Origin of the sequence: Bradyrhizobium sp. Leaf396, assembly GCF_001424605.1 — a bacterium.
GTDB classification, from domain to species: domain Bacteria; phylum Pseudomonadota; class Alphaproteobacteria; order Rhizobiales; family Xanthobacteraceae; genus Bradyrhizobium; species Bradyrhizobium japonicum_C.
In genome coordinates, this window is the sequence record NZ_LMQJ01000001.1 from 43,794 (window position 1) to 64,842 (window position 21,049).

Genomic DNA, 21,049 nt, shown 5'->3' on the forward strand with positions numbered 1-21,049 from the left:
TCTCGTGGCATTGCGAGCTCATTCCATGTGGCGTGGCATCGTTGTTTTTCTGTTGCTGACGATCTCAACGATCGCAGCGGACGCGCAGCGTCGCCAGATCAATCCGATCCCGTTCGCGCATGAACCGTGCAGCGTGCTCGATGGCCGGCCCTGCACGCCGTCCTATTGCAGCCCGCTCGAGTCCGGCCCCTGCATCCCCGAGATCGGCTATCCCTACGGCCAGAACCTCCAGCTCACCATTCAGAGCGTTCCGTCCGAGGCCGACCGCGTCAAGTACCGGAAACCGGATCACGATCTCGACACCATCGGCGACCTCTTCGCCGAGCTGCGCAGCTGCTGGTCGCCGCCGGCGGACAATGCGCGGGAGGGCATGCAGATGGCGGTGCGATTCAGCTTCAACAAGGTGGGCGGCTTGGTCGGCCCCCCGCGATTGACCTTTGCGACAGCGGGCGTGCCGGCCGCCACCCGCACGATCTATCTTGATGCCATCAATGCATCGCTGAACGCCTGCCTGCCGCTGAAATTCACCAGCGGTCTCGGCGGTGCGCTGGCCGGGCGGCCGATCGCGATCCGCTATGTTGATAATCGGAAGCTCGGACACTAGCGCTATCCCTCATCCTGAGGAGCGCGTTCTCCACGCGCGTCTCGAAGGATGAAAGCCCCCGTTGCTGCGGCAGCCGGGCCTGCATGATTCGAGACGCGCGCAAGGGCGCGCTCCTCACCATGAGGGCCTGAGAGTTGCGAGCGGCAGCCAATCGATGATACCTCAGGGCCGGGGGGCTGCTTTGCGGGGAGGATGTCGTGGGTCTGCTGGTCATGATCCTGGGGCTGGTGCTGTTCTTCGGCATCCATGTTTTCACGACGAAACGTGAGGCGCGTGCGCAGGCGATCGCAAGGCTGGGCGAGGGGACCTACAAGATCCTCTATTCGCTCATCTCTCTTGCGGGGCTCGCGTTGATCATCTGGGGTTATGCCCACTATCGCGCCACCGGATGGATCGACGTCTGGTATCCGCCGAAGGCGATGAAGCACATCACGCTCGCCTTGATGCTGCCCGCAGTCATCCTGGTGGTGGCCTCTTACTTGCGCGGCCGCATCTATGCGACGTTGAAGCACCCGATGCTGGCCGGGATCAAGCTATGGGCCGCCGCGCACCTGCTCGCCAATGGCGATCTCGGCTCCATCATCCTGTTCGGCTCGTTCCTGGGCTGGGCGGTGTTTGATCGCATCACCCTCAAGCATCGCGCCGACAGCGGCGCGCCGCCGATACCGGTCGGCGGCGTCAGCAACGATCTGATCGCGGTCGCGGTAGGCATCGTGGCCTATCTCGCACTGGCCTTCGCGTTCCATCCGGTCGTGATCGGCGTTCCCGTGATCGGGGTCTAGCCGGTCAGCACAAGACGCAACCCGGCTGTCCATGCGCGGAAGCTGACAAGAGCAACAAGCCGAGGGCCCTTCGATGGATTGGTCGCAATCTCAGATCCCGCCGATGCGTCTCGAGGCGCGCTTTGGCGATCGGGTGGTGCCGGCATTTTCGGATCGGCCTGCGAGCGTCTGGGCGATGATCGCGGAGGCGCGCGATCGCAATGCTGATGGCGAGGCGCTGATCTGCGCCAATGTCCGCCTGAGCTGGCAGCAGGCCGTTGAGCAGTCAGCGCGCATCGCTGCCGGATTTCGCAGGCTCGGCCTCCAGCGCGGCGACCGTGTCGCCATCCTGCTCGGCAATCGCATGGAGTTTCCGCTGCTGCTGTTCGCCGCCGCGCATGAAGGGCTGGTCACCGTGCTGCTCAGCACGCGCCAGCAGAAGCCGGAGATCGCTTATGTCCTGGCTGATTGCGGCGCGAAAATCCTGATTCACGAGGCGGCGCTCGCCGAGCGGCTGCCCGATGCTCAGGACGTGCCTGCTGTAATCCACCGCATCGCCGTCGATGACGATCCCGCCGGATCTCGCTTCGCCGTCCTTGCCGACAATGCACCGGCGCCCGCGCCGGTCGAAGTGAACGAAGAGGACACCGCGATGATCCTCTATACCTCGGGCACCACGGGCAAGCCGAAAGGCGCGATGCTGGCCCATTGCAACATCGTTCATTCCTCGATGGTCTTCGTGTCATGCCTGCAATTGACGCAGGCCGATCGTTCGATCGCGGCCGTGCCGCTCGGCCATGTCACCGGTGTCGTCGCCAACATCACGACGATGGTCCGCTGCGGCGGCGCTTTGATCATCATGCCGGAATTCAAGGCTTCCGATTACCTCAAGCTCGCCGCGCGTGAACGCGTCACCTACACGGTGATGGTGCCGGCGATGTACAATCTCTGCCTGCTCCACCCGGATTTCGACGGCTACGACCTCTCGAGCTGGCGCATCGGCGGCTTCGGCGGCGCGCCGATGCCGGTCGCGACCATCGAGAAGCTCAAGGCGAAGATCCCCGGCCTCAAGCTGATGAACTGCTACGGCGCGACCGAGACGACGTCGCCATCCACGATCATGCCGGGCGAACTGACCGAGAGCCATATCGACAGCGTCGGTCTGCCGTGTCCTGGTGCACGCATTGTCGCGATGGGGCCTGATGGGCGCGAGCTGCCGCCTGGCGAGATCGGCGAGCTCTGGATCCAGAGCGCCTCCGTCATCAAGGGCTACTGGAACAATGCGAAGGCCACTGTCGAAAGCTTCACTGGCGGATTCTGGCACTCGGGCGATCTCGGCTCGGTCGATGCGGAGGGGTTTGTCCGCGTGTTCGACCGGCAGAAGGACATGATCAATCGCGGCGGCCTGAAGATCTACTCTGCCGAGGTCGAGTCCGTGCTGGCGGGCCACCCCGCCGTGGTTGAGAGCGCGATTGTGGCTAAGGCCTGCCCGGTCCTCGGCGAGCGCGTCCACGCCGTGGTCGTGACACGCATGCCGGTGGCTGACACGGACTTGCGGACCTGGTGCGCGGAGCGGCTGTCCGACTACAAGGTTCCCGAAACCCTGGCGATCACGACCGAGCCGCTGCCGCGCAACGCCAATGGCAAAGTGCTGAAGCGGCAGCTGCGGGAGCTGCTCGGAAGCTGAGGCGGACGGAGTTCTCCGGGCCTGCCTCCCGGGTGGTTAACGCCTTGATCGGGCTGGCTTTGCCTTGCCACCGCCATATCGTTAGGGTACCTCGCCGCCACGTGGGGACGGGATTCCTGACGCGAACGCCTTCGCGCACGCATCCGGACGGGCATGGGATTAGCATAAGTGTCTGAATTACTTAATGAAGTCGACGAGGAACTACGTCGCGAACAGCTCAAGAAGCTGTGGGACAAGTATTCGATCTACTTCATCGCCCTGATGGTGCTGGTCGTGGCCGCCGTCGGTGGCTGGCGCGGCTACCAATATCTGGAGGCCAAGAAGGCCGCAGAGGCCGGCGCCGCCTTCGAGAAGGCCGTCGAGCTGTCCGAGCAGGACAAGCACGCCGACGCCGAGAAGGCCTTCACCGAGCTCGCCGCCAAGGCTCCGTCCGGCTATCGCACCCTGGCACGGTTGCGCGCTGCCGCCGAGGCCGCGAACCGCGATCCCCAAGCCGCCGCGAAGATGTACGACGACATTGCCGCTGACCGCAGCATCGGCGGCGAGTGGCAGGATCTGGCGAAGATCCGCGCCGCGGGTCTCGTGCTCGACAGCGCGAGCTACGCCGACATGCAGCAGCGGCTGGAGGGCTCCGCCGCGCCCAAATCGACTTTCCGCCACAGCGCCCGCGAGATGCTGGCTCTGTCCGCCTGGCGCAACAATGACATGACCGCAGCCCGCAAATGGCTCGACGCGATCGGCGAGGACGGCGAAACGCCGCCAGGCCTGCGCTCGCGCGCCGAGGCGCTGCAGGCCCTGCTGCCGCCCGTTGCCAAGAGCTGACAAGAGCTGACGACGGACCTCCGATTCGAGACGGGACACAAGATGCGCCGTACGCCACGCTTGATCGCCGCCGCCGTCCTGATCGCCTTCACGGGCGTCCTCGGCGGCTGCTCCAGCTTCGATCCAAGCGATATGCTCGACTTCCTCGACACCAAGAAGAAGCTGCCGGGCGACCGCAAGCCGGTCTTCCCGGAGGGCGTGCCGGGGCTCGAGCAGGGCGTGCCGAGAGAGCTGTACAAGGGCGCGCAGCAGCAGCCGGATCCGAACGCGCCTGCCGTCGCCGCTCTGCCCGCGGAGCCCCCGCCGGAGCCGGCCCAAGGCGCCAAGGCTGCGAAATCGCGACAACCGGCCGCTGCCGAAGCGCCCGCCGGCGAAATCGACGGCGAGGCCCAGCCGGAGGCCGCGCCGCCCACGGCCGCTCCGCCGCCCAAGCACAAGATCGTCCGCAGGCGCACCACCGCGCCGCCGCCGGACCAGCCCGTCCAGCAGGCGCAACCCGCCCAGCCCCCGCAGCAGCAAACGCAGAGCGTCTTCCCGGCGCCGCTGCCGAGCGGCAGCTTCTCGCGCTGATCTTTTCACTGCATTGACAGGCGCAGCCCCGGCAGCGCACGAATGACCGATGTCCTTCACGATCGCCATCATCGGCCGGCCCAATGTCGGCAAGTCGACGCTGTTCAACCGCCTGGTTGGGCAGAAGCTCGCGCTTGTCGATGACCTGCCCGGCGTCACCCGCGACCGCCGCGAGGGCGAGGCCAGGCTCGGCGACCTCGAGTTCACCATCATCGACACCGCCGGCCTCGACGAGGGCGTCAAGGGTTCGCTCACCGCGCGCATGCAGGAGCAGACCGAGACCGCGATCGGGCAGGCCGACGCGCTGTTCTTCGTCATCGATGCCCGCATCGGTCTTACGCCCACCGATCGCGCCTTCGCCGATTTCGCGCGCAAGGCCAACAAGCCGGTGCTGCTGATCGCCAACAAGAGCGAAGGCAAGCATGGCGATGCCGGTGCGATGGAGGCGTTCGCGCTCGGCCTCGGCGATCCCATCCAGATCTCTGCCGAGCACGGCGAGGGCATGGGCGAACTCTATGACGCGCTGGCCAAGCTTATGCCTGAGCCGGTCGAAGAGAACGACGATGAAGACGACGCGCCGATCTCCGAGGAAGAGGCGGCGACGCGCCCGATCCGGGTCGCCATCGTCGGCCGGCCCAACGCCGGCAAGTCGACGCTGATCAATCACCTGCTCGGCGAGGAGCGCCTGCTGACGAGCCCTGAGGCCGGCACCACGCGCGATTCCATCGCGGTCGAGGTCAACTGGAGGGGCCGCGACTTCCGCGTGTTCGACACCGCGGGCCTGCGCCGGCGCTCGCGGATCGAGGAGAAGCTGGAAAAGCTCTCTGTCGCGGACGCGCTACGCGCGGTGCGCTTTGCCGAGGTCGTCGTGCTGATGATGGACACGCAGAACCGCTTCGAGGAGCAGGACCTGCGCATCGCCGATCTGATCGAGCGCGAGGGCCGCGCCGTGGTGCTCGCCGTGAACAAATGGGACCTGATGGAGACCAAGGGCGGCGGCGCGATCTCGAGCCTGCGCCGTGATGCCGACCATTGGCTGCCGCAGCTCAAGGGCGTGCCGATCGTTGCCGTGTCGGGCCTGATGGGCGAGGGCATCGACCGCCTGATGCAGGCGATCCAGGATGCCTATGCGGTCTGGAACAGACGCGTGCCGACGGCCGCGCTCAATCGCTGGTTCGAGCAGGCGATCCAGGCCAATCCGCCTCCGGCGGTGTCCGGCCGCAGGCTGAAGCTGAACTACATCACCCAGAACAAGGCGCGCCCGCCGAGCTTCGTGCTGTTCTGCTCGCGTGCCGATGCGGTGCCCCAGTCTTACTTGCGCTACCTCACCAACTCCATGCGCGAGACCTTCGATCTGCCGGGCACGCCGGTGCGCATCACCCTGCGCGAGAAGGCCAATCCTTTCGCGCACAAGCGCAAGCGGCCGTCGTGAGCGATGGCGCCGGCGAGGCGGTGGCGGCAAGTGCTGCGCCGGCCCGGCGCGGTGTGGTCGCCTTCATCTTCGTCACCATCCTGCTCGACATGCTCGCGCTGGGCGTGATCATGCCGATCCTGCCGAAGCTGATCGAGAGCTTCGTCGACAACGATACCGCGCACGCGGCCCGCCTCTTCGGCTTGTTCGGCACCGCCTGGGCTTTGATGCAGTTCGTGTTCTCGCCGCTGCTCGGCGCGCTGTCGGATCGCTTCGGGCGTCGGCCGGTGGTGCTGCTGTCGAATTTCGGGCTTGCGGCCGACTACGTGCTGATGGCGTTCGCCCCTTCGCTGGTCTGGCTGTTCATCGGCCGTGTGATCTCCGGAATTACTTCGGCCAGCATCTCCACGGCATTTGCTTATATCTCGGACGTCACTCCGCCGGAGCGGCGCGCGGCGGTCTTCGGCAGGATTGGTGCGGCCTTCGGCGCCGGCTTCATCCTGGGGCCGGCGCTCGGCGGTCTGCTTGGCGACGTCGATCCGCGCCTGCCGTTCTGGGCCTCGGCGGCCCTGAGCTTCGCCAATGCGCTCTATGGACTCTTCGTCCTGCCGGAGTCGCTTGCGCCCGACAAGCGCGCGCCGTTTCGCTGGCGAAGTGCCAATCCGGTCGGGGCGCTGCATCTGCTGCGATCCAACGCGGCGCTGGCGGCGTTGTCGATCGTCAACTTCATTGCTCAGGTCGCCCATGTCGTGCTGCCGTCGACCTTTGTCCTCTACGCGACCTATCGCTACGGTTGGGATTCCAGGACGGTTGGATTGACGCTCGCGATGGTCGGCATCTGCGCCATGGTGGTGCAGGGGCTCGCGATCGGCCCGATCGTGCGCGTGCTCGGCGAGCGCAACGCGCTCCTGCTCGGCCTGTGCTGCGGCGCGCTCGGTTTCGTGATCCTGGGCGCAGCACCGACCGGACCGTTGTCCTGGCTCGGCATTCCCGTGCTGTCGCTGTGGGGCATCTCCGGCGCGGCCTCGCAATCGCTGATGACGCGGCTGGTTGCGCCCCATCAGCAGGGCCAGCTGCAGGGCGCGACGGCGAGCGTGCAGAGCGTGTCGCAGCTGGTCGGCCCGTTCCTGTTCACGCTGACGTTTTCCTATTTCATCGGCGCCGGCGCGCCGCTGCATCTGCCCGGCGCGCCGTTCCTGCTTGCAGCGGCGCTGATGGTGGTGTGCGTGGCGATTGCGGTGCGGACGCTGGGTGCGACGAAGAACGCTTGAATGTTCGCCATGGCGGGCTTGTCCCGGCCATCCACGTTCTTTTCTTTGGCCCCAACGTGAATGCCCGGGACGAGCCCGGGCATGACGTCGTTGAAGGGTGCGCGAGTGCTACGCGATTACTTCTTCACCAGCGGGCAATCGCTGTCCTTGAGCGGCTTGGCCGCGTCTTCCGGGGCGATCGTGGCGATCTGCTTGTAATAATCCCACGGTCCCTTCGACTCCTCGGGCTTCTTCACCTCGAACAGATAGGCCGGGATGAGGCGGCGGCCGTCGGCGCGCAGCGGGCCCTTGCCGAACAGGGGATCGTCGGTCGGCAACTCCTTCATCTTGGCGACGACCTTGGCGCCGTCATGGGGATTGCCGCCGAGCGCTTCCATCGCCTTGAGATAATGCAGCACCATGGCGTAATTGCCGGCCTGGGTCATCGAGGGCATCGCGTTCTTGCTGGCAAGCGCCGAGAAGCGCTTCGACCAGGCGCGGGTCTGATCGTTCATGTCCCAGTAAAAGGATTCGGTGAAGGTCAGGCCCTGGGCGGTCTTCAGGCCCAGCGAGTGCACGTCGTTGATGAACAGCAGCAGCGCGGCGAGCTTCTGGCCGGCGGAGACGATGCCGAATTCGGCCGCCTGCTTGATCGAGTTCGTGGTGTCGCCGCCGGCGTTGGCAAGGCCGACCACCTTGGCCTTCGAAGACTGCGCCTGCAGCAGGAAGGACGAGAAGTCCGCGGTGTTGATCGGATGCTTGACGCTGCCGAGCACCTTGCCGCCGTTGGCTGTCACGACCGCCGAGGTGTCGCGCTCCAGTGCGTGGCCGAAGGCATAGTCGGAAGTGAGGAAGAACCAGGTATCGCCGCCCGCCTTGGTCAGCGCCTTACCGGTGCCGTTGGCCAGCATGTAGGTATCGTAAGTGAACGAGATCGTGTTCGGCGTGCAGGCCTTGCCGGTCAGGTCGGCGGAGGCGGCGCCGGAATTCAGCAGCACCGCGTTCTTTTCCTTGACGAGGTTGCTGACCGCAAGGGCGACGCCGGAGTTCGGCGTGTCCGCAATTGCGTCGACCTTCTCGTTGTCGATCCACTGCCGGGCAATGTTGACGCCGACGTCGGGCTTGTTCTGATGGTCGCCACTGATGACGTCGATCTTCCAGCCCTTCTTGAGCAGGCCGGAATCCTCGACCGCCATCTTGATGGCCACGACCGAATTCGGGCCGCCGATGTCGGCATAGAGGCTCGACATGTCGTTGAGCACGCCGATCTTGATGGTCTTGTCCTGGGCGTAGGCGGATGTGGCAAGACCGAAAGCGGCACAGGCCAGAAGGGCCGCGGAGCGGCGTGCGAACGTCGTCGTCATAAAAGCTTCCTCCATTGTCAAATATGCGGACGGCTCTCTTGCGGAGCCTTGTTCCGGTTGATCGCTCTAGCCTGTCCCACAGCCGGCGGCAATGCACCTAAAGCCGGATGATGCTGCGTCGTAGCGTCATCTGTCGGTTAACTATTGGGCAAAATGCGTTGAGTCGCTATTTCGGCGCCTCCGATCTCGGCTTGAGTCTCTGGCTGCGCGCTTTCCGATATCGGCCCGGCGGTATAGTCGTTACCCTTCGCCTCGATTGGCGCTCGGGAGGGACGCGATCGATCAGGCCGGTGCGCGGAAGCTCATCAAGGTGCGGGTCTTGTAATCGTAGAATCTGCCGGTTTCGGTCCAGTCTGGCGCGCACATCGGCACGATGAATTCGGCCACCTGCTCGGGCGTGTCGAGCGTCTCCGGATCCTCGCCCGGCATCAGGGTCGCGCGCATACGGGTGCGGACCGGGCCGGGGTTGAACAGGTTGACGCGCAGCTTCGAGTTGGCGGTCTCCTGCGCCCAGGCGCGGGCCAGCGTTTCCAGCGCGGCCTTGGACGCGGCATAGGGGCTGACATAGGCGGTGGCCTTGTTGGCGGCGCCGGAGGTAATGAAGACGGCGCGCCCCGCGTCAGACTGCTTCAGCAGCGGCTCCATGCAGCGGATCAGCTGGAAGTTCGCGGAGACGTTGACCGCCATCACGTCGTTGAAGGTCTTCAGCTCGATATGGCCGATCGGCGAGGAGGGGCCGAGCACGCCGGCATTGCCGACGAGGATGTCGAGCTTGCGGTAGCGCTCATGCAGGCCGGCGCCCAATCGCGCGATGCCGTCGGAATCGGTGAGGTTGAGTGGCACCAGGGTGGCGCTGCCGCCGTCCTTCCGGATCTCGTCGTCGAGCTCTTCGAGCCCTCCTTGCGTGCGGGCCGTCGCAACGATATGCGCGCCGGCCTTGGCCAGCGCAATTGCGGTGGCATAGCCGATGCCGCGCGAGGCGCCGGTGACGAGAGCGATGCGGTTGGCGAGGGGCTTGGTCATGGCGGGGTTTTACAGGCGTGGATGGCCGGGACAAGCCCCATGATCCCTGTCATTCCGGGGCGGTCCGTGAGGACCGAACCGGATCCGGAGACGACATCTGGATTCCCGGTTCGATGCTTGGCATCGCCCCGGGATGACGCCGTTCGCGTCAGCTCGCCTCGGCCAGCAGCGACAGTTGCCGCGGCTGCGGCTCGGTCTGGGTCTGGTCGGTGAGGTGGGTCGGATACGCCCCGGTGAAGCAATGATCCGAGAATTTCGGGTTGGCCGGGTCGCGGCCGGGCTCTCCCATGGCGCGGTACATGCCGTCGATCGACAGGAACGCCAGCGAGTCCGCGCCGATGATCTCGCGCATCTCCTCCAGCGAATGCGTCGCCGCCAGGAGGCCGCCGCGGTCGGGCAGGTCGATGCCGTAATAATCGGGATAGAGGATCGGCGGCGAGGCGAGCCGGAAATGGACTTCTGTGGCGCCGGCATCGCGCATCATGCGCACGATCTTCTTCGAGGTGGTGCCGCGCACCAGGGAATCGTCGATCAGGATGATGCGCTTGCCTTCGATCGCGGCGCGGTTGGCCGAGTGCTTCATGCGCACGCCGGATTCGCGGATCGCCTGGGTCGGCTGGATGAAGGTGCGTCCGACATAGTGGTTGCGGATGATGCCGAGCTCGAACGGCACGCCGGAATACTGGCTGTAGCCGACTGCCGCCGGCACGCCGGAATCCGGCACCGGGACGACGACGTCGATCGGCACGTGGCTCTCGCGCGCAAGCTGCGCACCGAAGGCCTTGCGCACCTCGTAGACCGAGCGGCCGTGGACGATGGAGTCGGGGCGGGAGAAGTAGATGTATTCGAAGATGCAGGGGCGCGGAGCCATCGGCGGGAACGGCTTGTGGATGTCCTGGCCGTTCTCGTCGAACACGATGACTTCGCCCGGCTCGATGTCGCGCACGAAGCGCGCGCCGATGATGTCGAGTGCGCAGGTCTCGGAGGTCAGGATCGGGCAGCCGTCGAGTTCGCCCAGCACGAGCGGGCGGATGCCGCGCGGATCGCGCGCGCCGACCAGCTTCTTGTTGGTCAGCGAGACCAGCGCGTAGGCGCCTTCGATCTCGCGCAGCGCGTCGATATAGCGCTCGATGAAGCGGGCGCGCTTGGAGCGCGCGACCAGATGCAGGATCACCTCGGTGTCGGTGGTCGACTGCATCATCGCGCCGTGCTTCACGAGCTCGCGGCGCAGCGTCAGGCCGTTGGTGAGGTTGCCGTTATGGGCGACCGCGAGGCCACCGGCATTGAGCTCGGCGAACAGAGGCTGCACGTTGCGCAGGATGGTGGCGCCGGTGGTGGAATAGCGGACATGGCCGACCGCAACATTGCCGGGCAGGCGGTCGATCACCTCGCGGCGGGAGAAGGTGTCGCCGACGAGACCGAGGCGGCGTTCCGAATGAAAGCGGCTGCCGTCGTAGGAGACGATGCCGGCGGCTTCCTGGCCACGGTGCTGGAGGGCGTGGAGGCCGAGCGCGGTGATGGCAGCGGCGTCGGGATGGCCGTAGATGCCGAAGACGCCGCATTCCTCGCGCAGCGTATCGCCTTCCAGATCGTCCTGAACCTCCAGCGGGGCCGGACCCGGACCGGCGTTTGGATCGAGATCAAGTTGGGCGTCCTGGTCAGGGTGTCGCATCTCGTCCGCGCCTCTCTTTAGGGCTCTATCAACGCGCCGCAGGTTTCTCGATCAGCTTCTTCATGCCGTCACGAGCAGACTTGCTGTACCCGTCGCCACTGCCCGAAGGCTGCTGCTCGGATTCAGCTTGATCATCATCTGGTTTGTTTTTCTTGAATCTCTTCAAGATGGTGTTCTCGGGGTCGTCAGGCAAGAGGGCCATCAGCCAATCCCCGGTTCCTTGGAGCACGACGCGGGACTTGGCCCCGGTGACCCAGTCCGGGCGCTGCTTGTCCGGCACCAGCCAGGTGAAGAACAGGAAGGCGACCACGACGATCAAAAGCCCGCGAGCCAGGCCGAACAGGAAGCCAAGTGTGCGGTCCAGCGCACCGATGCGCGAATCCAGGATCATGTCGGAGATCCGCACCGTGATCACGGACACCACGACAAGGGTGCCGATGAACACGCCCGCGACCACGACCACGCTGGCGACCGTGTCGTTGTTGAAATAGGCCTTGGCGGTCGGCAGCAGCTTCGAGAACGAGTAAAGCGTGACGATCGCGGCGGCGCCCCAGGCCGCGATCGACAGGATTTCCCGCATGAAGCCGCGCACCATGGCGAGCAGGCCTGAGATCAGCATCACACCGAGCAGGATCAGGTCGAGGATGGTTACTGGCATCGGCTGGTCGGGTCCGCTGGTACTCTCAAAGGTGCTCTAGCCGAATCGGTGCTTGGCCGCTGCCCTAAAAGAGGGGCAGACGGCGTTCCCGGCAAGGCCGCAACCACGCAATCCCATGCTGCTTTTGTGACGGCTGTATAGCGGCGGCGGCTTCCGTCGTCACCTCCGCCTAGCCCTCTCCACGGCGGAATCTTGCCGGTGTGGCATTTTTCTCTGCCGGCGCGTTCGATTCGCCGCTGCGGGAGCCGCGGGCGGCGATCTCGGCCACCAATGTCGTCAGGCTGTTGACCGCATTGAGCGACAATCCCGCATCGCCGCCGCTCTCGCCGCGGGCTGATTCGGGCAGCACGGCGCGCTGGAAGCCCAGTTTCGCCGCTTCCTTCAGCCGGGCCGGGGTCTGCGCCACCGGGCGGATCACGCCGGACAGCGAGATCTCGCCGAAATAGACGGCATCGGTCGGCAACTGCGCATTAACCAACGACGACACCAGTGCGGCGGCGGCGGCGAGATCAGCCGCCGGCTCTTGGATGCGCAGGCCGCCCGCAACGTTGAGATAAACATCGTGCCCGGACAGCTTGACCCCGCAATGCGCCTCCAGCACCGCCAGCACCATCGACAGCCGGCTCGGGTCCCAGCCAACCACGGCCCGGCGCGGCGTGCCGAGCGAGGTCGGCGCCACCAGCGCCTGTAATTCGACCAGAACGGGCCTCGTGCCCTCGATTCCCGCAAAGACTGCGGTGCCGGGCGTGCCGAGATCGCGCTCGGACAGGAACAACTCGGAGGGGTTGGTGACCTCGCGCAGACCGAGGCCCGTCATCTCGAATACGCCGATCTCGTCGGTCGGGCCGAAACGGTTCTTGACGGCGCGCAGGATGCGGAATTGCTGCGAGCCTTCGCCCTCGAACGACATCACGGCGTCGACCATGTGCTCGACCACGCGGGGGCCGGCGATCTGGCCGTCCTTGGTGACGTGGCCGACGAGGATGATGGCCGCGCCCGTCTTCTTGGCAAAGCGGATCAGCGCCTGCGCCGAGGCGCGCACCTGCGTCACGGTGCCGGGCGCCGATTCCACGGTATCGGTCCACATGGTCTGGATCGAGTCGATCACGATCAGCCGGGGCACCGCGCCCTCAGACAGGGTCGAGACGATGTCCTCGACCGAAGTCTCCGCGGCGAGCTGGACCGGCGCATCCGACAGCCCGAGCCGCTCGGCGCGCAGGCGCACCTGGGCGACGGCTTCTTCGCCGGAAATGTAGACGACGCGGTGGCCGGCACGCGCCAGCAGGCTGGTCGCCTGCGTCAGCAGCGTCGACTTGCCGATGCCCGGATCGCCGCCGACCAGAAGCACGGAGCCGCGGACGAAGCCGCCACCGGTGACGCGGTCGAGCTCGGTCATGCCGGAGGACAGGCGCGGCGCATCCGGGCTCTTTCCGGAAAGGCTCTCCAGCGCGAAGGTCCGGCCCTTGCGCTTGGAGCGGATCGACACCGGCACGCTGCCGCTGGTGTCTTCTTCCGCGAGCGTATTCCACTCGCCGCAGGATTCGCACTTGCCCTGCCAGCGGTTATAGGCCGCGCCGCAGTTCTGGCAGACGAAGGAGAGGGTGGATTTGGCCATGGGGACTACGAGTCGCGGATTGCGGATTTGCTGATAGCACGGAATGGCGGCCCCGGATCGCCGGCGCTTCGATTATCTCAATCCGGCACGTCCGATATACTTTTCATTAGCTCTGTGCCGCTGTGATCGCTGGGCTTTGCAAAGTGTTAGCGGTCGCGGGTCCACTCTCGGAACCATCGGGGGCGGAAGAGAAATGACAAGATTCCTGCGCGTGTTGCTCGCTGCGGGCATGGTCTGTGGCGTTTTCGCATCGGCTGGACGCAGCCTTGCCAAGCCCCTCGACATCGTGTTCGTCAATCCCGGCAAGACGGGCGAGGTCTATTGGGACATGGTCGCGCAGACCATGCAGGCTGCGGGCCGCAAGCTCGATGCGCGCGTCGAGGTGCTGACCAGCCAGCGGAATTACCGCACCATGCAGGAGCTTGGCCTCGGCGTGGTGGCGCGTCCCGACAAGCCCGATTTCCTCATCCTGTCGAACGAGGAGTCTGCCGCCGTTCCGATCCTGGAGGCGGCCGAGGCTGCGGGCGTCAAGACGCTGCTGCTTTCGAACACGCTGATCGGCGAGGATGCGGCGCGTCTTGGGCCGCCGCGCCAGAAGCTCAAGACCTGGCTCGGCGACATCACGACCGATCTTCGGACTGCGGGCGCGCGCATGGCCAACGCCCTGATCGCGGCGGCGCGTGCCGAGAAATGGCAGAGCTCCGACGGCAAGATCCACATTCTCGGCATCGGCGGCGACGAGATCACGCCCGCCTCGATCGCCCGCAACGCCGGCCTCAAGCTGGCCGTGGATGCCGCGCCTGACGTCGTGGTGGACCGGTTGCTGTTCGCCAATTGGACGCAGTCCGAGGCCGAGCGGGTCACGGCAAATTACCTCGGCTGGGCTTCTCGCAAGGAGATCCGGCCTGCCGGCATATGGGCGGGAAACGATCCGATGGCGCTCGGCGCACTGCGCGCGGTGACCGCTGCCGGCCTCGTGCCCGGCCGGAACATCCAGGTGGTGGGCCTCAACTGGTCAGATGAGGCGCTGCGCGAGGTCAAGGCGGGTCGCCTGCTTTTGACCGACGGCGGGCATTTCCTGCTCGGCGGCTGGTCGATTGTTCTCCTGCGCGACTATGCCGATGGCTGCGATTTCGCGGCCGTTTCCCCTCGTGTCGAGGTCAAGACATCCGCGATCACGCGCGACAATCTCGCTTCCGTCGGCGATCTCGTCAGGACGCGTGCGTTCGAGCGGATCGACTTTACGCGCTTCCAGGCCAAGCCCGGACGCTGCGGTCAATACGACTTCTCCCTTGATGCGCTCATCTCGTCGCTGCCGCTTCCGGAAGGCGCGGCGAACTGATGCGAAAGGATGAGGCGATGACCGATCCGGATTGCAGCGAGCAGGCGGGGACGCCGCGCTTGCGCTCGGTCGTCCACGCGATGATCTGGGCGACCGTGCCCGTCCTGCTGCTGGTGCAACTGCTCGCCTCCGCCGGCGTCGAGGCATCGAGCTTCTGGTCGCAGCTCAGGCAGATCGATGCCCGCATGGCCCGCCTCGCCGAGAGCCGGGCCGCGCTGATCGCCGAGCCGCTCTGGAAGATGCGCTACGATCAGGTCACGGGCGTACTCAACGAAATCCTGCACGACGAGACCATTGCGGCTGCGGCGGTCTATGACGATACCGGTGCCGCGATTGCCCGCGCGATCGCGCGGCCCGAAGGCCAGGCGGTCGCGGAGGTCTCGCGCCCGATCCACTACAGCAACGGCAACATGGCCGTTCAGGCCGGCCGCATCTCGATCGCCTATTCCCGTGCGACGCTTTACGCCGATGCGGGCAGCCGCCTGTTGCTGCTGCTGGTCGTCGGCCTGCTCGCAACGTTTGCGACCCTGATTGCCATGCGGATCTCCGCCAACATCTTCATCGGCAGGCCGCTGGCCGCCATGATGTCGGCGATCCAGCGCAGCAAGGATGACGGACGGGCCTATCCGGCGGACGTCACGTCATCGAACGAATTCGGTCAGCTCGCGCGGGCCTTCAACGCCATGCAGCACACGACGTCAGGCGCGCTGGACCGGCTCGGACACATGGCGACGCACGACCCGCTCACCGGACTGCCGAACCGGCGCTCGCTGACCGAGCGCCTGGCCGTGGCAAGCCGGAACGGAGGCTCGCCGGATACGCTGGTCGCGTTCTGCTTCATCGATCTCGACGACTTCAAGGGCATCAACGATACCTTCGGCCACGAGGCCGGCGACAAGTTCCTGGTTCAGATTTCGGAGCGTCTTCGCAACGAGGTCGAAGCGGAGGACTGGGTTGCGCGGCTCGGCGGCGACGAATTCGTCGTCATTCGTCCCGAGGTCAGCAACGAAGCGTCGGCGCACGCATTCGCGCAGCGGGTGCTGAACGCCATTTCCGAGCCGATCCGCCTCCACGACAAGCAGGTCGTGCCGCGTGCCAGCATCGGCCTTGCCGTGCGCCGCGCCGACGATCCGGAATTGTCGCATCTGCCGACGCTCGCCGACATCGCGCTCTATCATGCCAAGAGCAAAGCGCCCGGCACGGTCGCCGTGCTGGACGAGGCGCTTCAGCGTGACTATCGCCGCCGCAGGGATCTCGAGCTTGCCATTCCCGCCGGCTTCGCCGAGCGGCAGTTCGAGGTCTGGTACCAGAGCCAGGTCGATCTCCGAACTCATGAGATCGTCGGTCTGGAAGCGCTGATCCGCTGGCGCCATCCTGAACACGGCGTAATCGGCCCCGGCGAATTCTTGCCGCTGATCGAGCGCAGCGGCAACAATGCGCGGCTGACGCGCTACGTGCTGACCGATGCCTGCTGGGCCTTGCAGCGGTTGGCCGCTGCGGGCAAGCCGCAGATCCGGATCGCGATCAACTTGCCGCCGTCCGAGCTTGCCGACCATTCGCTCGCCGCCGAGCTGGGCGCGACCTGCGCCCGCTTCGATGTTTCGGCCTCGTCGCTCGAACTCGAGATCACCGAGGGATCGCTGATCAACAACATGGCCAGCGCCTCCGAAACGCTGCATCGCCTGCGGCGCCTGGGCGCCACGATCGCGCTCGACGATTTCGGCACCGGCTACAGCTCGCTCGCTCATCTCAGGCGCTTCCCGCTGGACAAGGTCAAGATCGACAAGGCCTTTGTCCGGGAAATTCCCGACAGCGCCGAAGACAAGGCCATCGTCGGGGTCATCGCTTCGCTCGCCGGCACGCTGGGGCTGACTCTGGTCGTCGAAGGCATCGAGCGCCCCGAGCAGGCCGAGGCCATGCGCGAGATGGGCGTCAGATTCGGACAGGGCTTCCTCTATCAGCGGCCGCAGCCGCTCGAAGCCGTGCTGCAATGGCTCGACAGGCAGGCGGCGGAGGCGAGCTGCGTCCTTGCCGAGAGCCCGTCGATCGCGCCGGAATTCGCGGCCTGAGCGCACGCGACTACGGCAGGGCCGCATTCCAGAGCATCGAGAGCCCGGCTGCGATCATGATCGCGTCCATCACCAGGCGGAACACGTCCGGCTTCAGATGCAGCACGAAGCGTTTCGCGATGAAGGCACCTGACATCAGCGAGGAGCCCGCGATCAGGCCCTTCATGAACACGTCGCCGGTCAGCGCGCCGAAGCGCTCGAAGGTGACCGATTTGGCGAAATAGAGGCCGAGCGAGGAGGCCGCTTCGGTGGCGAGGAAGGCGCCTTTGGACAGGCCGTAGAACAGGAACAGCGGCACGCTGAGCGGGCCGGTCGAGACCACGATTCCGGTGAGATAGCCGATGACTGCGCCGCCGATGAGCAGATGCCAGAGGCCGGCCTTGAGGTCATGCCGCGCCAGCCAGTGCCGCACCGGCACCATTGCGATCAGGAAGGTCCCGATGGCGAGATCGACGACGTGCGAGGGCAGTGCCAGCAATGTCCGCGCGCCGAGCGCGGCCGCCGGAATGCCCGTGATCGAATAGGCTGCGCAGGCTCGCCAGTCGACTTCGCGCCACCACGCCAGAATTCGCGAGAAATTTGCCATGACGGAGGCCACCGCCATGATCGGCACGGCCTCCTTCGGCCCGTAGGCATAGACAAGCACCGGCATCAGCATGATCGACGAGCCGGTGCCGACGATGCCTGAAACGGTACCGGCGGCGAGGCCGACGCTGAGGACGAAGAGAAAGGCCAATACATTCTCCACGAATCGGGAGAGTTTAGCCCCCGGCAACAACTGGAGCGATCCATGCAGGCATCGGAACCTTCGCGCGGCGCATCGGCAATCGGGTTCGATGTTGCGGCGCGCCGTCCGAGTTGCAATGATCTGCGCAAACCGCGATCATGATGCCGTGACCCTCACATCCCTCAGAAGCAGCGTTCGCGACCTCTACGAGGGCGCAACGCCGAGCGGCGTGCGATTCCGCTATGCTTTGCTCGCCTTCGACATTGTGACGGTGCTGTTCATCATCGCGACCTCGTTCGTGCATCCCAGCGAGATCATCGAAACGCTCGATGTCCTGTTCGGCGTAACGCTGCTTGCGGACTTCTCGGCGCGGCTCCTGGTCGATCGGCATCCGCTTCGCAAGTTCACCCAGCTCGCAACGTGGGCCGACATGGTTGCAATCGTATCCTTCCTGGCTCCGCTTGCCGGCGAGGCGGCCGGCTTCCTCCGGATCCTGCGGACGTTGGGGCTGCTTCGGGACTACCAGATGCTGGTGAGGTTGCGCATCGATTCTCCATTCTTTCGGCGCAACGAAGACGTCGTCTTCGCCGTCACGAACCTGGCCGTTTTCATATTCGTCATGACCGGGCTCGTTTACGAGACTCAGAAGTTTCGGAACGATCAGATCCGGAACTACGCCGATGCTCTGTATTTCACCGTCACGGCACTGACGACGACCGGTTTCGGGGACATTACCCTGCCGGGCACGATCGGTCGCTTGATCTCCGTCGTGATCATGATTTTCGGTGTCACGCTGTTCTTCAATCTTGCCCGCGCGCTCCTCAGTCCCAGCAAGGTGCGATTTCCGTGTCCGACTTGCGGGCTGCAGAGGCACGATGCCGACGCCGTGCATTGCAAGGCCTGTGGCACCATTCTCAACATTCCAGACGAAGGAGCGGTCTGAAGAGCGCTCGCTGCCGGCAACATAGGTCATGGCTTCAATGGTGACATTATGCCAGTGTTTTGCCCGACGGATCAACTCTTCTTCGGGATATCCGTAAGTCATTGGCCGGACTGGGTCGGCTACTGTGCATGGGGTTGTTTTGCACGTTTTGTCAGGCGGGCCGCTGCGGACGGCCTCTCGGCCGGCTAGGGCCGCGGTGGATCGCGGGAGCTTTTAGGGAGTCAGCGCAACACCACCCAGGCCGGCGCGTGATCGCTCGCGCCGTCCTCGCCGCGGATCTTCTTGTCGACGCCGGCCTTGGCGAGGCGCTGAGCGAGGGCAGGGCTCAGCAGGAGATGGTCCAGCCGCAGCCCCGCATCGCGCGGCCAGCGGTTCCGCTTGTAGTCCCAGAACGTGTAGATGCGCTTGCCCGGGTGCAGCTCGCGGATGGCGTCGCACCAGCCTTGCTCGACCAGCGAGGCGAACGCCGCGCGGCTCTTCGGCTGGATCAGGGCATCCATGTCCCATGACCGCGTCGGATAGATGTCGATCTCGGTTGGCGCGACGTTGTAGTCGCCGGCGAGCACGACCGGCAGGTCCTGCTTGATCAAGCTCTTGGCGTGGCGCTTGAGGCGCGCGAACCAGTCCAGCTTGTAGTCGAATTTCGGCCCCGGCTGCGGATTGCCGTTGGGCAAATAGATGCTGGTGACGATGACCCCGCGCACGGCGGCCTCGATGTAGCGGGCTTCGTGATCCGAGGGCCTTCCCGGCAATCGGTCGCGCGTCAGCACGGGCTCGGCGTTGCGAGCGAGGATGGCGACGCCGTTCCATGTCTTTTGTCCGCGCCACACCGCGCCGTAGCCGGCTTTTTCGATCGGCGCCGCCGGAAATTCGCCATCACTTGCCTTCAACTCCTGAAGTGCGACGACGTCGGGCTTCGCGATACGCATCCATGCCAACAGATTGGGCAGGCGGCGATTGATGTTGTTGATGTTGAATGTCGCGATCTTCATGTAGAGCTACCGGCTCCTGCCTTCCGCCACCGGAGTTACAATGTCCAAGTCGAGCTTTGTTGCCATCGCACTCGCCCTCGCGTTTTCCGGAGGCGCATCTGCACAATCGTCCGATCAGCGCGGCGCGTGCAAGGCGGATTATGATAAGTTCTGCGCCGGCATCGCACCGGGCGGCGGCATCGTCGCATGCCTGAACGGCAAACGCGACCAGCTCAGTGCGCCCTGCAAGGCGGCGCTGGACAGCCGGAAGAAGAAGTAAGCCGCTCGAGGGTCGTCACACGGATCAGCTGGGTAGCGACTGCGGAGCGGCCGGCTGCTCTCCCGTCACTGCAGCGAGCCTCACCAGCGGCTCCTCCACATTGCCGCCCTTGTAGATGCGGGCGTAGCGGCGGCCGAGGCTGGTCAGCACCTCATAGCCGATCGTGCCGAAATGATGTGCGAGCTCGTCGACGGTGATTCCCTCACCGAGCAGCGTCACCATATGGCCGCGCCGCACTGCGTTCGGCGGCAGGTCGGTGATGTCGATGGCGATCAGGTCCATTGAAATTCGGCCCGCCACGGGGCAGCGCTTGCCGGCGACGATGACCTCGGCGCCGCGGGTGCCATCGTTCGAGCTGGCCGCGCGGAAATAGCCATCGGCATAGCCGACCGCGATGATCGCAAGCTTGGTCGGCCGCCTTGCGGTCCAGGTGCCGCCATAGCCGACCGTCTCGCCGCGCTCGATGGTGCGGATCTGCACGATGCGCGCCTTGAGGTCGACGACCTGCTGCATCGGATTGTCGGCTTCCGGCGTCGGGTTGACGCCGTAGAGCGCGGCGCCAGGCCGCACCATGTCGAACTGGAACGGCGCGCCGAGGAAGATGCCGGAGGAATTGGCGAGCGCCGCCGGCACGCCCGAGAATTCGCTGGCGATGGCGCGGAAGGCCGCAAGCTGTCGTGCATTGACCGGGCTGTTGAGCTGCTCGGCCGCAACCAGATGGCTCATCACCAGCGTGATGCCGTGGTCGCCGGCGTTGATGCGGGGGATGATGGCCTGCGCTTCCGACAGCGTCAGCCCGAGCCGGTTCATGCCGGTGTCGATGTGGATTGCGGCGCCTCCGTTCCAGCCGGTGCGACGGCAGAATACGTCCCATTCGGCAAGCTCGTTGAGATCGCCGATCACGGGACGGCAGTTGATCTTCGCATAGTGTTCGCCGGTGTTCTGGAAATACCCGCCCAGCACGTAGATCGTGGGCTCCGGAACCGCCGCGCGCACCTTGCGCGCTTCCTCGATGGTGGCGACGAAGAAGGTCTTGCAGCCCGCTTGGCTGAGGGCGCGCGACACCTGCTCGGCCCCGCAGCCATAGGCGTCGGCCTTGATCACCGCCGCGCATTCGGCCGGCACCGCGGTCTTCTCGAGCTTGCGCCAATTGGCGATGATTGCGTCGAGATCGACGGTCAGCACGCCACCATAGGCCGCGAGCGCAGCGGCTTGATTGGCCTCTGCGGAGAGAGGCCCGGATTGCGGGTTCGTTTTCGGGTCGGACGCCATTGTCATGG

Annotated in this window: 19 protein-coding genes; 11 read left to right on the forward strand and 8 right to left on the reverse strand. The window is 65.5% G+C overall.

Annotated features, from left to right (window positions below):
* The first annotated feature begins 25 nt into the window (after positions 1-25).
* From ASG57_RS00225 to ASG57_RS00255, 7 genes are all read left to right on the forward strand, one after another.
* A complete protein-coding gene (locus ASG57_RS00225) occupies positions 26-604 on the forward strand; it encodes a UCP034077 family protein (protein ID WP_024338155.1) in 579 nt (192 codons plus the stop codon).
* Positions 605-801: 197 nt separating this feature from the next.
* Complete coding sequence (locus tag ASG57_RS00230) at positions 802-1,386, forward strand: NnrU family protein (RefSeq protein ID WP_024338154.1); 585 nt, start codon at positions 802-804, stop codon at positions 1,384-1,386.
* A gap of 73 nt (positions 1,387-1,459) precedes the next feature.
* Positions 1,460-3,052, forward strand: a complete 1,593-nt coding sequence (locus ASG57_RS00235; protein WP_057195487.1) for a class I adenylate-forming enzyme family protein — start codon at positions 1,460-1,462, stop codon at positions 3,050-3,052.
* A 168-nt stretch (positions 3,053-3,220) separates the two neighbouring features.
* On the forward strand, positions 3,221-3,874 hold the full coding sequence (locus ASG57_RS00240) for a tetratricopeptide repeat protein (RefSeq protein ID WP_057195488.1): 654 nt from the start codon (positions 3,221-3,223) through the stop codon (positions 3,872-3,874).
* A gap of 42 nt (positions 3,875-3,916) precedes the next feature.
* Entirely contained in the window at positions 3,917-4,444 is a 528-nt protein-coding gene (locus ASG57_RS00245; RefSeq protein ID WP_024338151.1) for a hypothetical protein, read from the forward strand.
* A 49-nt stretch (positions 4,445-4,493) separates the two neighbouring features.
* Positions 4,494-5,876, forward strand: coding sequence for a ribosome biogenesis GTPase Der (gene der / locus ASG57_RS00250; RefSeq protein ID WP_024338150.1), 1,383 nt, complete (start codon positions 4,494-4,496; stop codon positions 5,874-5,876).
* A complete protein-coding gene (locus ASG57_RS00255) occupies positions 5,873-7,126 on the forward strand; it encodes a TCR/Tet family MFS transporter (RefSeq protein WP_024338149.1) in 1,254 nt (417 codons plus the stop codon). Before der ends, ASG57_RS00255 begins: the two co-directional genes overlap by 4 nt.
* A 116-nt stretch (positions 7,127-7,242) precedes the next feature.
* Here ASG57_RS00255 and ASG57_RS00260 read toward each other — a convergent pair whose 3' ends face one another.
* The 5 genes from ASG57_RS00260 to radA form a co-directional block, all read right to left on the reverse strand.
* Positions 7,243-8,469: an ABC transporter substrate-binding protein gene (locus tag ASG57_RS00260; protein ID WP_024338148.1), complete on the reverse strand. Its 1,227-nt coding sequence runs from the start codon at positions 8,467-8,469 to the stop codon at positions 7,243-7,245.
* A 282-nt stretch (positions 8,470-8,751) separates the two neighbouring features.
* The gene (locus ASG57_RS00265) at positions 8,752-9,492 is read right to left on the reverse strand and encodes an SDR family NAD(P)-dependent oxidoreductase (protein WP_024338147.1); all 741 of its coding nucleotides are present in this window, start codon (positions 9,490-9,492) and stop codon (positions 8,752-8,754) included.
* 148 nt (positions 9,493-9,640) lie between these two features.
* Positions 9,641-11,164: an amidophosphoribosyltransferase gene (purF, locus tag ASG57_RS00270; protein ID WP_024338146.1), complete on the reverse strand. Its 1,524-nt coding sequence runs from the start codon at positions 11,162-11,164 to the stop codon at positions 9,641-9,643.
* A gap of 28 nt (positions 11,165-11,192) precedes the next feature.
* Entirely contained in the window at positions 11,193-11,822 is a 630-nt protein-coding gene (locus ASG57_RS00275) for a CvpA family protein (RefSeq protein WP_024338145.1), read from the reverse strand.
* A gap of 169 nt (positions 11,823-11,991) precedes the next feature.
* Positions 11,992-13,437: a DNA repair protein RadA gene (gene radA, locus ASG57_RS00280; RefSeq protein ID WP_024338144.1), complete on the reverse strand. Its 1,446-nt coding sequence runs from the start codon at positions 13,435-13,437 to the stop codon at positions 11,992-11,994.
* 193 nt (positions 13,438-13,630) lie between these two features.
* On the opposite strand from radA, the gene ASG57_RS00285 reads away from it, so the two are divergent.
* Both ASG57_RS00285 and ASG57_RS00290 read left to right on the forward strand, forming a co-directional pair.
* Complete coding sequence (locus tag ASG57_RS00285; RefSeq protein WP_029673992.1) at positions 13,631-14,779, forward strand: ABC transporter substrate-binding protein; 1,149 nt, start codon at positions 13,631-13,633, stop codon at positions 14,777-14,779.
* A complete protein-coding gene (locus ASG57_RS00290) occupies positions 14,779-16,848 on the forward strand; it encodes a putative bifunctional diguanylate cyclase/phosphodiesterase (RefSeq protein ID WP_024338142.1) in 2,070 nt (689 codons plus the stop codon). Before ASG57_RS00285 ends, ASG57_RS00290 begins: the two co-directional genes overlap by 1 nt.
* Positions 16,849-16,858: 10 nt before the next feature.
* Here ASG57_RS00290 and ASG57_RS00295 read toward each other — a convergent pair whose 3' ends face one another.
* Positions 16,859-17,584, reverse strand: a complete 726-nt coding sequence (locus tag ASG57_RS00295; protein ID WP_057195489.1) for a sulfite exporter TauE/SafE family protein — start codon at positions 17,582-17,584, stop codon at positions 16,859-16,861.
* Positions 17,585-17,711: 127 nt separating this feature from the next.
* Here ASG57_RS00295 and ASG57_RS00300 point away from each other — a divergent pair, with 127 nt between their 5' ends.
* Complete coding sequence (locus tag ASG57_RS00300; RefSeq protein WP_422867487.1) at positions 17,712-18,518, forward strand: potassium channel family protein; 807 nt, start codon at positions 17,712-17,714, stop codon at positions 18,516-18,518.
* 221 nt (positions 18,519-18,739) lie between these two features.
* Here ASG57_RS00300 and ASG57_RS00305 read toward each other — a convergent pair whose 3' ends face one another.
* The gene (locus tag ASG57_RS00305) at positions 18,740-19,510 is read right to left on the reverse strand and encodes an exodeoxyribonuclease III (protein WP_024338139.1); all 771 of its coding nucleotides are present in this window, start codon (positions 19,508-19,510) and stop codon (positions 18,740-18,742) included.
* Between the two features lie 40 nt (positions 19,511-19,550).
* Here ASG57_RS00305 and ASG57_RS00310 point away from each other — a divergent pair, with 40 nt between their 5' ends.
* A complete protein-coding gene (locus ASG57_RS00310; RefSeq protein WP_024338138.1) occupies positions 19,551-19,769 on the forward strand; it encodes a hypothetical protein in 219 nt (72 codons plus the stop codon).
* Positions 19,770-19,793: 24 nt separating this feature from the next.
* On the opposite strand, the gene alr is transcribed toward ASG57_RS00310, so the two are convergent.
* Complete coding sequence (gene alr, locus ASG57_RS00315; RefSeq protein WP_024338137.1) at positions 19,794-21,041, reverse strand: alanine racemase; 1,248 nt, start codon at positions 21,039-21,041, stop codon at positions 19,794-19,796.
* Positions 21,042-21,049 lie beyond the last annotated feature (8 nt).